The sequence below is a fragment of the uncultured Sulfitobacter sp. genome (genome assembly GCF_947499945.1).
Lineage (GTDB): Bacteria > Pseudomonadota > Alphaproteobacteria > Rhodobacterales > Rhodobacteraceae > Sulfitobacter.
In genome coordinates this window covers 1,369,855-1,383,353 of the sequence record NZ_CANMQD010000001.1, presented here as the reverse complement: position 1 = coordinate 1,383,353, position 13,499 = coordinate 1,369,855, and the positions used below count along the sequence as shown (strand labels likewise).

Sequence of the window (13,499 nt, the reverse complement as noted above, 5' to 3'; positions counted from 1 at the left end):
TCAAAAAACTAATACGGAATTTGAGAAAAAGTAAAAATGAAAAAACTGCTATTCAAGAAACTCTCGATACTTTCGAACAAAGAAAGGAAAGCGAGAACCGAGTCAATCAATCCAACTGAAACAGTGGTTCATGGCGGCAACGGCATGGGTAAGTCAGCATTTATAAAACACCTTTACGGCTCGCTTGGGGCCGATCCCCTAGCGTATGGCAATGTCACCAATGCCGAAGTGCAAACACTGATTGAATTCTCGATAGATGGGGAGAACTTAACATGTTTTCGAAATGGAAATCTCGTTGCGTTTTTTGATGAAAATGGGATCCTTTTGGATCATTTTTCATCGTCAACTCGCGCTGGAAAATTCTTGTGTAAGAAGCTTGAAATTGAGGTTGAATTTCCTTCAAGATTGAACATTCCGATGACACCATGGCCTGCCTCATTGTTCATGCCGTTTTATATCGATCAAGATAGTGGTTGGTCGCAGCCAGCTAACGCCTTTTCGGAGATGGCCGCATTCAGCAATGCCGCTAGGAATCTAACTGAATTTCATACGGCGATAAAACCAAAAGAATACTATGTGGCTAACGCAGTAAAAAATAGCGCGCTTGAAGAGCAGCGTGAACAAGAGAAGTATCGAGGGCATTTTGAATACGCACAAAAAGCACTAAAAACTAGAGAGTTGGATATCGGAATCGAAATCGACATCACACTTTTTGAAAAGGAAGTCGAAAAACTACTTTCGGAACTGAATGCCCTAAACGTTCAACTGAATCAAACGAAACGTAAACTGTCTGGACTGCAGTCTCAAAAGGTAGCAATGCATGACGAATTTTTATTAGCTGAAGCCACACTGTCTGAACTTGAAAAAGACACGAAGTTCCTCAAGAAAACGGCAGATGATGAGATACCTTGTCCAACCTGTGGAACTCTGCACCTAAATGATTTCTCTAACACATTCAGTTTGATGGACGATGTGGTGTTGTGTCGAGAGTATCGCGATAAAGCCTTTATCAAGTTGAATAAAATATCAACTAATATCCAAGGTGAGCTGGAGAGTGTACGGAAACTGCAAACACAACAGGCCAAGCTTGAGAGTTTGCTGTCGCAAACTAAAGGCAAGGTCACACTTCGGCAGGCACTTGAGCGTGAAACTAAACAATTTTCCAACAGGGTATTCGTTCAAGAGTTAGAAAAAATCGACACGAAAGTGGGATCTCTGGCGGCGGAAATCAAAGGCTACACCAAGGAAATGACGAAGTTATCATCCACCGCGAGAAAAAAAGAGATTATGGATTTTTATGCAGGAAAGTTGGAAGTATTTGCTAGGAAGCTGAACACCACTGCAACGGATAAAATGAAAACCGACATCAAGCCGAACATAGATGCAACTGGCAGTGATAAGGCAAGGAAAGTTCTCGCCTACAACTATGCCGTACTTCACACGATCAAGAAATTTTCTACAGCAGTTTTCGCACCGATTGTTATAGATACGCCAAATCAAAACGAACAAGATCAGAGCAACATCAACGCGATGATCAAGTTTGCATTCGAAAACCGACCTGATGACACCCAGTTTGTTTTGGGTGCCGTTTATTTACATGATTATGACTACAAGGGTTATGAGATTGTTCCTTCTGAAAAAGACTCATTCCTGCAACAGAGCCAATTTGATGGAGTAACAAGCTTATTCAAGCCTTACATCGATGAATACTACCGTGCGCTTGAGGCATAATTTAAAATTGACTAATCTTTGGGGTAGGGCTGAGCGCACGCTCCCATTTAGATCTTAGCATTTTGAAGTAAGCGAACTTACTTCACTTCATCAATCGTGATATCGTTGCATGGTGGACTCCCATATCCTTCGCGACGGCGCGAAAGCTATCACCGGATGCTACGCGATTTACTGCAACGCTTATTTGATGAGACGTCAACTTTGGTTTTCTACCGAACCTAACCCCCTTAGCTTTAGCCAGTATACGTCCTTGATTTGCCCTCCTTGTAATCCGAACCCGCTCATCTTCGGCAAGTGCAGAAAGGAAAGCTAAGATGCCTTTTCCCATTGGGGTCGTCAAATCGAGCCACGGCTTATCCAAGACTCTGACAGATGCACCACGGTCCGCAATGCGCTGAATGATCGAAATACCATCGGCCATCGACCGCGTGGCTCGATCCCATTCGGCAATAACCAAAACGTCGTTCGTCCCAAGGACATCGACGGCTTTCTCAAGCTCAGGTCGCCCTTTGAGGCTTTTGCCAGAGATCTTCTCGCGGTAGATTTGAGTAACACCCAAATCATTGATTGCAGCGATTTGGCGATCAAGGTTTTGAGCGGTTGTTGAGACGCGGGCATATCCAATTAGCATCCGCTGATTGTAACATTTTGTCCGATGTTTCGCACCGGAATTAATATCCACAATAAACCTATTTGTAGCAATGGGTTAGTGATTGGATCGAAAGTAATGATATTCGCACCACTTCAACATTGACGGAAATTTTATACCAAAAAAGAAAATAGGAGATATATTGGGTAAAACACCCAAAGTTTCAAAACAGTATGAGATAGTCGATGAGCATTAACGTAGATAAACTAGATTACGATTTTCAAGACAAGAGTTTAGCCAACATTGCGGAGGCTCTAAGAGGATTACAGGGCAAATTCGTTGCCCATGACAAAGTGGATTCTGTGCAAAAAATTGTAGAAACTGTCGAACGAGAACTCAAACAAGCTGAACAAGGTCGCATCGATTACGTTGCTGAGATGAACGACCTAAAAGCACGACAAAAAGAACTCGATGATGACAAAAGTAGTCGCTACTCTTCTTTAGAAAATCAACCTGTCAGAAGAGAAAGAACCCCTGAGATAATGGCCTTGGGAATAACAGGTGTTATTGTCTTTGCTGTTGCAAAGGGAGCAGGCTGGTACGGGTTCCTCGCATTTATAGTTGCTGCAGTCGCCGGTCTTATTGCATATGCACTTGCCGAAAGTCTAATCTCAACCCCAAAATTTATCCAAGCCCAAGAAGATCACATGATGGCGATGCGTCAGAGGCAAGCACAAGGCAGAGAAGATCAGTTCAAAAATCCAGAGATTTTGACAGGTAAAGCGTTTCAACGAGAACTCTCAAGAATTCAGTCAGTTTTGGAGAACATGAAAGCATCACTAGCAAACGGTGTTACTAAATATATGGAAAACAAAACTGATGCGGTTACGCAGATTATCCGCCTTTCTCACCTAGATGTCAGCATAGAAGCGGACGAATTCAATCCTGATACACGTGGTGCTCCCGTTATAAAATGGGAAGGCTCAAGGCTGACCATGCCCGATATTTCAGACGTAGCAGATATTACGGCTGATACCTTTTCAGAAGGTGGGTACGGAAAATTTACTAGTCTCGTCGCTCAAGAAGAAATTGGTGTAACGCTTTCAATATACATCAACGAAGGAAGGTTGGTTGAACGAGACTTCGATCAGCACTGTACAAAAATTTACTCGGACACCTTAACGCCTGACGGTGAGTTCGCCCATACAGAGGCGCCAACGGGGAAAACCTACAATTACTATGTTGTCACGAAAATTGAATTTTTCGCATACCGCAAGGAAGGGGATCGGTTGATCCCGTACGGCTCAGCTCAGGAAATTACAAACGGACACGCACGGATCAAAATAAAGGCATTCCGGTCAGACGAAGAAGTTCTAGAAGACGAAATCAAAGATCACACAGTAAAAGCGAAGCGGGCCAAGTTTCACGAGAAGATCGGCAAATCTGATAAAACTGAAGGAACTAGCCCTGGTGATCTGAAATCTAAAATTCTCGCTGAAAAAATAGAGGCGCACAAAAGAAGAACACAAATAGAAGAAGAGACGATAGACCTTAGGAAATCCTTGACGGAAGCTGGTTTGCCAGAAGAAGAAATCGAAGAAGCAATAGATGAGTATATTCAGAGCATTTAAAAGCGCCCCTGCCTAAGCAAGGGCGTCATGTGCTCTAAGCACATTTCAAGATCGCGTCATACTCCGGTAAAGGTAGGGGCGTCTTGAGCCAGCCAGAAAGAACGAAGTCCCCGCCGTCCAGTCTAGCAGCGCGTTCTAAACGCTTCTGAAAACCGGCCTTATCGTGCGCAGGATTGTTAGCGAAGTGCGCAACAAAGCGGATAGGTACTAAGTCGGCTATCGTCGCCCCAAGGTCAGACAACGGTGTGTCTCCATCAGGAAGTTCTCCACGAGCGATTATGTCGTCAATATAGCTATCTGCCATATCTACGGCGAACTTGTAGGCATAGTGAACATTGGCTTCCATCCAAGGCAACGACCCTGCAAGTTCAAGAGTCTGCTTTAAAAATAGCCGCGCCATTCCCGCACGTGCGATGCCTTCAACAACGTCAGGATGATCCAACTTAATGTTTAAGAATGTAGCCATTGCGCTGTAACGAAAGGCTTCCATCGTGCCTTCTTCTTCTGGGTGTGGAACTGATGCAAATGTTCCGACAAATTCGGCGGTTGCGTCTTTCATAAAACTCTCCAAAGCTCTCACAACAGGCGACGAAAATGTCACGTGCTGGTTTGAGCTTTGAAAAAACAAAGAACTTCATGTAATATTATGCAAATATATAAAGAACTGTCTAATTTCAATTAGCTATGGTGCACTCAAGTGAAAAATAGACTTCTCCTAGGTACAGATGAGAACTATCTCGATCACGATATGGATGTGAACTTGCGCGAAGAACATATGCACGTCTTGGGCGCTCCGAGTCAGGGTAAAAGCCGATTTCTCTTATCACTCATACAGCAAGACATTCAGTACAGACGGGGCTTTTGTTTGATCGACCCACACGGCGAACTTGTCGATCACGTCAAAGACTGGTTAGCAAAAAACGAACAGATCACAAACAGACGAACGGTGCATATCCTCGACTTCAAAGACCTTGATTACAGTTTTGGATTTGATCCATTGCGGGTAGATTTTGAACACCAGATCGAAGCCAACGTAGAACGAACAGTCAACGCAATCGCAACCTCGAAAGGGGGCGATGATATATCAAAAATGCCTCTGCTAGAAAGCACATTAACATCAGTCTGTATTGCGCTCTCCTATGCTGGCCTCACTCTCACAGAAGCGTTTTATTTACTCGATCCATACCATCCTGAGGAACGTCATGCGATAACAGATACGATCAAGAATAGGGCATATAAAGCGCGTTGGAATACGTACAACGAAATCGCTGTCAGAAACCCCAAACTATACCTTGAGGAATTTAGGGCTGCTGAACGTCGCTTAACTTCTCTAACAGGAAATAGATTCCTGAATTCAATTGTTGGGCAAAAAGAGAAGAACCTGAACCTGCTGAAGGCAATGGACGCCGGTGATATGATCTTGGTCGATCTGTCGCAATCTGGTGGATACGTGCCGCCACGAAGTGCAAACCTCTTTGGCAGATTATTGGTTAGTAGCTTCGTAGGTAGTGCACTACAAAGGGAAGCCCGTGTTTCTCGTCCCTTCAATCTGTATATAGATGAGGTGCATAATTTCTTGTCTGGAGATATTCCGACCCTCCTAGCTGAGTGTCGCAAATTCGGCCTCCATTTAACGATGGCTCATCAATACCTGCATCAACTTATCGCAGAAGGCGACTTGATCTATAAAGGGGTCATGGCAACAGCACGGAACAAGGTTTGTTTCGCCATCGATGATTCTGAGGATGCAGAAGTGATGCAACGCAGAATCTTTGCCGGTCATTACGATTTGGAAAGACCAAAGCGTTCAATGGATAAGCCAGTGGTTATCGGGCATGAAATCATTGAGCTAGAATCTCATGGAATAGGTCAATCTAAAGCGACGACAGAAGGCACAGCTACAGCACAGGCCGTGTCTCATATGGAGGGGCAGGGCATAACACGTAGCACCTCTACCTCGCTATCAGAGACAACATCAGACTCCCTCGCTCACTCATCAACTCGCTCATCCGGTAAAAGCCAAAGCCACAACCAAGGCACGATGAATTCAAGCTCATCGGGATCAGGCACAAGCGTCAGCAGTGGGGCATCAGAGACTGCCAGCATTGGAATGAGTTCGGGCATGGGCGCAACCACATCAGCAGGTACAACTACGGCAACCGACGCGCACGGTAATCCGGAACCAGCACCAACGTCGGAAACAATGGCGGCAGGGGGCTCACTCTCGATGATGAGCACCTCCAATGCGGGAGCAGCGCAATCACATAACTCAGGTGTTAGTACCAGCGGCGCGTCAGGATCAGGCGCAAGCGCAAGCGCAGCACATGGAACAAACCAATCTATTAGCGAAGGTATCACCGCTTCGAGAACTCAAAGCAGGGGAATATCTTCAAGTGAAGGTGTCGCAGAATCAACAAGTACCGCACAGGGCAGCACTAGTAGTAAAGGAATAAGCAAGGGGGCAATGCAGGGCAACACAAGCTCACAAGGACGAAGCCAATCCCTCAGACCTATTCTCGAAGAACGACACACTGTTTTGTTCTCACTTGAAGAATTGAAACATCAATTCACAGATGCAATCCTAACTTTGCCAAAACGCTCCGCCTTCGTTGTGATCGCAGGTGAAGGTATGGCAAAAATTGAAACCTTGGATGTACCTGACATTAAAATATCAGGCACACGTCGCGCACGTGTCTTGCAACAGATTAGAGAAAAATCACCCATTCATCGACCAAATCACGAGGTAGAGTTTGAAATCGAAGAACGTATGAAACGATTTATGAACTCTACATACCGGCCTATTCTAGAAGACATTATGAACCCAGATCTACAAGACAAGCCTATGGCTCATTCAGAACAAGAACTGCCTCAGCTACCAGACGATAGCGATCCTATGAATCCAACAGGATAGGAGAAAGGCACAATGGATGTTTATTGATCCACTGTTAATCCAGCCTAATAATCCCCTTGTACACTCCTCCACCATCGCGCCAGAAATTACTCAATGGATTTTCAGCACTATCGAGATCGTTCACGGTTGAAAAGAAGAATGGAAAGGCAGGAACATCTCGAACAGTCTTGGTTCTGTACTCTTGGCAACACTCACACATCGTCTGCAAATGTTTCGAACTTCCGGACGTAACAAACAAGACGCGGAACGCATCGAAACCGAAGCGCTTCTTAACCGTGTTGTCTTTAAACATTGAGCTGTAACAAGCGATTTTCTGACGGATCGAAGACTGCGTAACATCGGATCGGTTCACGTCCATTTCCTGATCGAACTCAATGAACAATAACGCTTTCACCGGCGCTTCCATTCTATGGTCGATGTAAGCGACCATACCGTCAGGAATTACAGTCCTGTCGTGCTGTCGGCCATCCACCCACTTAAAGCGCGTCGGTATTGAGAATGGAAATTTAGCCTTCTGTGTCCAGTCAGGCGACTGCTTGACCAGCTCATCAGGAGATAGAGTGACAATGCCCTCAACAGCGCTCAGAGCGGCATTCAGAGATATCACCGCGCCATTAGCGCCCAAGTCATGCAATACCTTAAACTGACCACGCATACCTTTGCGATCACGCGCCTTGCGCTCCCAATCGATACCCGTTGGCACAGCTAGACCGCAGACAACCTTTAAATATTCCGCACCCTCTTTTCCGAGTGTGTATATTGTTGGTCGTTTCGCCCCGTATCGAAATAGTTCGTTCTGGATGCTTGGCCGCGCAACGAAACCAGCATCATAGAGAAGCCTCATTCGTTTTCTGAAGCCGTCACGACCACCGCCTGCCAGTTGGAATAGCTGATCTGTCGAAAGAATTACAAACCGAAACAGCGCCTCGATGACAACAACGTCACGGTCGGTCAGCATGACCGTTTGCGGCTTGGCCTTACGTTTGGTTTTTGAATAGTGTCGACCCATGCAAGCATTATAGCTCACTGATTGGCAGTTAGGAAAAGTGAAATCTCAAAAATTCAAATTTTCGCAACGACAAGACCACCAGAGAAAGACTGTTAAGAAGAAGATGGTGTAGTAGCCAGTAAGTAGTTTGAGATTGAGAATAACCACATCATGGCTCATTACCTGCTCTTGACAGAGAGTGTGTATTACTTGCCTTATTCAATCAATTATCATGCTTCTTTTTTACCGACGGTTGGAGTTCAAGTGCAGAATTTTGTTTTAAGTTTAATTGTTTCAATGGTTGTTTGTTCGCCAGCTGTAAGTGAGGGTTTGGTTGAGAATGGAACCTGTGAGCTTGTTGTCGCCTCTCGCCAATCTCTGTCTGAGGCGCGCAGTTATATTCAGGAAGTAGATGATAATCGTTTTGCCAAAATCTTTCGTAGTTCTAACGGTTGGTATGCAATTTCAATCGGCTCTTTAAAACCCCACGAAGAAGCGCCGATTATGGATGCGTGGAAAAGTGCAGGCAAAATACCAAATGACGCAATTTGCTCATCCGGTAAAAACTACGTAGCTATGTACAACTGGAGATCGGGAAAGGAAGTGACTAAGTCCGTTTCTCGCGAGGTGACTACGTCAAGCTCAAAAAATAGATCTTCGCGAAGCCTCAAGGTAGGAGATATCGTAAAGTTCAACGGCAAGACTGAAAGGCTTTACCTATATTATTACAATCAGGGAAAAATTACTAAATCCCGCGAAAAATATTTTCAAGATGTGGTTTTCAAAATAAAGAAATTTGAAGGAAGTAATAATCAATTTGCCAGAGTTTATGGACTAGAGAGATCAAATCATGAAACGTACCTCGTGAGAGCTCAAGACATTAGAGGAGATCTCGATTTTTCGCATATGGTCAGAAATAAATACGCAAACGAGTTTGGTGTTGCAGGCCTTATGGCGGACAATGGCGCTCTCAATCGACCTCTTACTAGAGCTCAATCCAAACAGTTGAAAGAGTTAGCCTCCGTCTTCGGTAACAGGAGACATCCTGACTTACCTAAACGAATAATCCGGCCTTATGAGTATTGTGGAAAGGTTAAACCACTACAATTACCAGCTTCTCCTAAACATAAATGCGACGGAAAAACTGTAGAAGCACTTCAAGCAAAATGTGTGTTAGCAGGAGCTTCAGAATTCGTTTGTGGCGAGATTATGGAAGCCGAAGATGTGAGGCCATCCACAGGCGCGAAAAATAGCGCTTTGTGTTCAGCGTTAATACAAGCTGTCAATGATGGACAAATTACGACCATTGGCATTGTCGAGTCCTCGGTTTTTGGAGCATTGGACAATTACGGAGAAACCACAGGTGGTAACGCTGGAGACTTCATTCGATTGATGGCAGGTCTCGGAAAATATGCTGCTGTTCGGAGATGCCAAAATAAAGTCAGTTTAGCTTGTGATCCGTCGCCTCTTGTCCGAAAACACGAACAATGGAAGGCTAAGGTCGCAGATTGCCGAGACGCTGTGGCCGCAGTCGAACGCGTGGAAATGCTTCAAAGGTGGACGCCGTAAAAGGGGCGCTCCTTTTTGATTGATTGCGAATAAGATAAATCAAATAACGACCATTGACGTAACCGACATCAACTCCACCACTTATCGAAATTCCTCTGCACCTGTTTCCTCGCTTTCCCGTACCGCCTACGTGAATTTGAAATCACCCGTCTCGAAGAAGACCGACCAAGGGACGCTTGATCATCTGGCGAGAACCCTTTGATCAATTCAACGGTACCTGACGTGCGGCACCAATACTCTCCGACCGTGCTGCTTGCCAAAGCATCCGGTTTGATAGGATTGAAGTTTGCGGCCAGCCGTTCTGCATCCTCAAAGTTCACATTGAAAGCGGTCAATGTTCCTGTGTTCTTGATGATCGCAGAAAGCACCTTGGGGCTGATCTGGTCAAAGTTCTGGTGCGCGATATTTAGAGACAACCGATATTTACGCGCCTCTGAAACGATGGACGCGAAGCTGTCCGTTGTGAAGTTTTGGAACTCATCGATGAACAAGTAGAAATCTCGCCGGTCGGCCTCTTTCTGGTACGCTCGCTTCATCGCCCTCGATACAATGTCGGACACAATCAACGATCCCAGAAAGTTGGCATTGTCTTCGCCTATCTTCCCCTTCGATAAGTTCACGATCAGGATTTTTGATCCGTCCATGACCTCGCTCATATCGAAGCTGGATTTTGTCTGACCTAGAATGTTCCGCAAGACCGGCGACAAGACCAACTTACCGGCTTTGTTCAATGTTGAACTAACCCGCAAGTGACGTTCCTTAGCATCAAACCCACCAAAATATTCCACCCAAAAATTCTTCACAACAGGATCATGCACACCCGCAATGATATGGTCTCGATACTCCACGTCCTCCAACATACGGGATATAGAAAGAAGGCTCACGGCCACCCCCTCCCGTTCAAGCAGAGCCATGAGCGTGTTCTTCAGTAGGTACTCAAGCCACTCTCCCCAACTGTCACGCCACAGCCCTTTAAACGTCGATACCAATTGAGACGCGACAAGCTCCCTTTCGTGATCATGTTCCCAACCAGCCAGGGGATTAAACCCGATTGGATAGTCGCGATCGCTAGCGTCAAAATAGATCACATCATTTATACGATCTCGGGGGATGTTCTCGATAATGTCCTCTGCAAGATCGCCGTGTGGATCAATCAAACATACACCTCTACCCATTTGAATGTCTTGGTTGATAAGGGATTGCAGGAAGGTGGTTTTCCCCGCACCCGTGCTTCCGATACTGTAAATGTGTCGTCGTCTGGTTTCTTTGTCCAAAGACAAAAATCCATCTCGTGATGATCGACGTCCAAGATAGATGTGTGGTTGTTTATCGCTTGTGCTCATATGCCAAGACCAGCCTACCGTTGAGCGGCAACACACATCGTCTTGTAGAATGAGGTCGCAACCGGCGTACAGGCTGATCCTGAAACATCAGAAATTCTTAAACCCGAAGACGTGGATTATAGCATATGCTAAGCGTCATATTGGATAACAAGATCCCTTAGTCTAAGATGAATCCAATGGAAAATAAATCTTGAACGGAGCCTCACATTGTTGCGCCAGTTTTTAGCACTCTCGTCTATTGCGTTGATCACTTTGTGGAGTAGCGCTCTGCACGCAGAAGAAACCGAAGACTCCTGCCTCACCTACCTGATAAATGGTGAGGGAGATGTAAACACCAAGGAATGTGGCCCGATCCTCAGCAACGTAATCAACAAACTAGAAAACGCGACTCTAAGACACGCACTTCTAGTAAATGCGGACATGACCGGAATAAGGCTTGAGTTAGAAGATCCCAATACAGAATCTAAGTCGCTTGAAAGCAACACAGTCCAAGGTTTCTGTCGTGTTTCTAACGCCAATTTTTCTAAAATATACGATGATGAACCATGCTCCAAATCGCTGCGAAGCTGTGACGATAAGGGAGCATGCGTCATCGACTTTACATGGCCATCAGGATCAAAGACTGTCGTTGAAAGTAAGCACAGCGATGTCAACTCGGCCTATCGGATCAACGGCCAGCCAGCAGGCTTAACCAATAGCACAGGCGAAGGTAGTTCGGCTGATCTAGACTGTGTCGTCAACTTTGGCAGTGAAAAGTTGTTCTGCTTTTCTGAAACTGGCTTTCTGCCGTCCGCGGCACCGAAAACAACAAGTGGGTTGGTGTTCTCCACTCAAGAGTATCGACCACATCAGGTTCAGACAATCCACAAGGATGAGAACGGAAAAATCACTGAAATAGATGCTGCGCAGAAACGTCAAAATTCAACAGCTGAATGGCGTGAGTTTTTGAAAGCATACGACGCTTGGCAAGACAAACTACCATCAAATGAAATCCGAAATGATACTATCTACTTTCATTGGGAACTTGATTTGCCAATTATTACTAGCAAATTTCTTCAACAACCGAATGGATCTATCATTAGGCATCCTGTTGGGTTGCATAAAATTCATCAGGTTGAACCGTCAACCATGTCCGATGAAAACGTGCCTAAATTTTATCGAGAACATGCCGAACGGTTTTACACTAAGAACGTCTTGAACACTGGCCGCGCCGCAGACTCTGGTTTTCGTTGGGTGCCCGCTCAAGAGGTGCAATTTAAATTAAATTCAGATATCTTGAAGGATGATTTGAGCGTCTGTGACGCTTCTGCGTGCAAATATAAGTACGCAGAACTTTCGTCTCGAAGCTATCGTGCCACTCCTTCGAAAGATGGTGTCTGTGATACTAGATTTAGGGTCGAATTTGATCTGACCGCAACGGATGAGAACCGGTTAGGTTACGTCAATGCTATCCTGACTCCGGAAGCAAAAATCACCGATACTTTCGTAATTACTTTTGAATACTGCCTCCAAGATTTTTCCGATGGAGGGCGTATAGTTGGTTATGAGTTCATATCACCGACGATCCCTGTTTATCGTTAGAGATAGCTCATAATATTGGTTTCATGGTACAATCTCATGCGGTTAAAATTATGGGAAATTACGATATGACAAAAACCGCATACATCAACTTCAAGGACGTGAGAGCGGCCTTAGATTTTCCTACTGTTCTTTCACACTATCAAATCGAACCAGTAGGGACTGGCGATCAGCTCAAGATCATTTGTCCGTTTCACGACGACACAAAGCCGTCTTGCGGCGTCAACACCGCCAAGGGTGTCTACAACTGTTTCTCATGCGATGCCAAAGGCAATGCAATGGAATTTGTAGCACGTATGGAAGGTGAAGACCCAACGACAACAACCGGAATCCGAAAGGGCGCACTGCACGCTTTGGAGATCATGGGATTAGACGAAGCTGACTTCCGCAATGGCGGTGGTAAGGATCGCGCCACGACACCAACGACAAAAAAACCCGTTCGTGCCAAAACTCCCAAGACAGGTAGCAAGAAACCAGCCAAGTCCAAACAAGACGAACCAGACGATGAACCAAAAGGTGAGATAAATCCTCCCCTTAAATTCACCCTCGAACTCGACCAAGAACACGTCTTTTTTGAACAACGGAATATCTCAAACGAGACGACTAATCGCTTCGGTTTGGGATACTGCAAAAAGGGTATTATGGCAGGTCGTATCTGCATCCCATTGCACGACGAAAACGATGAACTCGTTGCCTATGCTGGTCGCTATGCACAAGAGGAACTGCCAGAGGGCACACTGCGATATAAACTGCCAAAAGGCTTCCAGAAATCGCACGTCCTTTTCAACCTCAACCGCATCAAAAACCAGTCGGTCAAACACCTCGTTATTGTTGAAGGATTTTGGTCTGTGTTCCGACTAGATTCAGAGGATATTCCAACGGTCGCCACAATGGGTACGGCGCTGACTGACGAACAAGTTGAACAAATCGTAGCAACCGGAATCCGGTATGCAACTGTTCTGTTCGACAGTGATGAAGCAGGAAAAAATGGCGCGCAAGAAGCTGTCAAAAAGCTATCGCCATACCTCTATGTTCGACAACTCGTCCTCCCTGAAAACGTCAAACCCGATGACATGTCGGATGAGTTTCTAGCTAGACTAAAATAACAACTACCCGCTCTTACTGAGCAACAAGGCCAACCGTAAAACGTTGGTCTTAT

At 45.4% G+C, this 13,499-nt stretch carries 10 protein-coding genes; 6 read left to right on the top strand and 4 right to left on the bottom strand.

The window, feature by feature from the left end; all coding sequences use genetic code 11:
• Positions 1-36: 36 nt before the first annotated feature.
• Positions 37-1,731, top strand: coding sequence for a hypothetical protein (locus Q0775_RS06940; protein WP_298858654.1), 1,695 nt, complete (start codon positions 37-39; stop codon positions 1,729-1,731).
• Between the two features lie 82 nt (positions 1,732-1,813).
• On the opposite strand, the gene Q0775_RS06935 is transcribed toward Q0775_RS06940, so the two are convergent.
• Positions 1,814-2,413 carry a recombinase family protein gene (locus Q0775_RS06935; RefSeq protein ID WP_298858653.1) on the bottom strand — a complete coding sequence of 200 codons (600 nt, stop codon included), beginning with the start codon at positions 2,411-2,413 and terminating at the stop codon, positions 1,814-1,816.
• 152 nt (positions 2,414-2,565) lie between these two features.
• Here Q0775_RS06935 and Q0775_RS06930 point away from each other — a divergent pair, with 152 nt between their 5' ends.
• Positions 2,566-3,951, top strand: coding sequence for a hypothetical protein (locus tag Q0775_RS06930; RefSeq protein ID WP_298858652.1), 1,386 nt, complete (start codon positions 2,566-2,568; stop codon positions 3,949-3,951).
• 34 nt (positions 3,952-3,985) lie between these two features.
• On the opposite strand, the gene Q0775_RS06925 is transcribed toward Q0775_RS06930, so the two are convergent.
• Positions 3,986-4,510 (bottom strand): hypothetical protein, encoded by a 525-nt coding sequence (locus Q0775_RS06925; protein ID WP_298858651.1) that lies wholly within the window; start codon positions 4,508-4,510, stop codon positions 3,986-3,988.
• 138 nt (positions 4,511-4,648) lie between these two features.
• Here Q0775_RS06925 and Q0775_RS06920 point away from each other — a divergent pair, with 138 nt between their 5' ends.
• The gene (locus Q0775_RS06920; protein ID WP_298858650.1) at positions 4,649-6,862 is read left to right on the top strand and encodes a type IV secretory system conjugative DNA transfer family protein; all 2,214 of its coding nucleotides are present in this window, start codon (positions 4,649-4,651) and stop codon (positions 6,860-6,862) included.
• A 34-nt stretch (positions 6,863-6,896) separates the two neighbouring features.
• Here the strand turns inward: Q0775_RS06920 and Q0775_RS06915 are convergent, their stop codons facing one another.
• A complete protein-coding gene (locus tag Q0775_RS06915) occupies positions 6,897-7,820 on the bottom strand; it encodes a replication-relaxation family protein (RefSeq protein WP_298858649.1) in 924 nt (307 codons plus the stop codon).
• Between the two features lie 201 nt (positions 7,821-8,021).
• Between Q0775_RS06915 and Q0775_RS06910 the strand changes: the two genes are divergently transcribed.
• Positions 8,022-9,419: a hypothetical protein gene (locus Q0775_RS06910; protein ID WP_298858648.1), complete on the top strand. Its 1,398-nt coding sequence runs from the start codon at positions 8,022-8,024 to the stop codon at positions 9,417-9,419.
• A gap of 68 nt (positions 9,420-9,487) precedes the next feature.
• Here Q0775_RS06910 and Q0775_RS06905 read toward each other — a convergent pair whose 3' ends face one another.
• Complete coding sequence (locus Q0775_RS06905; protein ID WP_298858647.1) at positions 9,488-10,693, bottom strand: type IV secretion system DNA-binding domain-containing protein; 1,206 nt, start codon at positions 10,691-10,693, stop codon at positions 9,488-9,490.
• 276 nt (positions 10,694-10,969) lie between these two features.
• On the opposite strand from Q0775_RS06905, the gene Q0775_RS06900 reads away from it, so the two are divergent.
• Positions 10,970-12,343 (top strand): hypothetical protein, encoded by a 1,374-nt coding sequence (locus Q0775_RS06900; RefSeq protein ID WP_298858646.1) that lies wholly within the window; start codon positions 10,970-10,972, stop codon positions 12,341-12,343.
• A gap of 65 nt (positions 12,344-12,408) precedes the next feature.
• The gene (locus tag Q0775_RS06895; protein WP_298858645.1) at positions 12,409-13,446 is read left to right on the top strand and encodes a CHC2 zinc finger domain-containing protein; all 1,038 of its coding nucleotides are present in this window, start codon (positions 12,409-12,411) and stop codon (positions 13,444-13,446) included.
• The last annotated feature ends 53 nt before the right edge of the window (positions 13,447-13,499 follow it).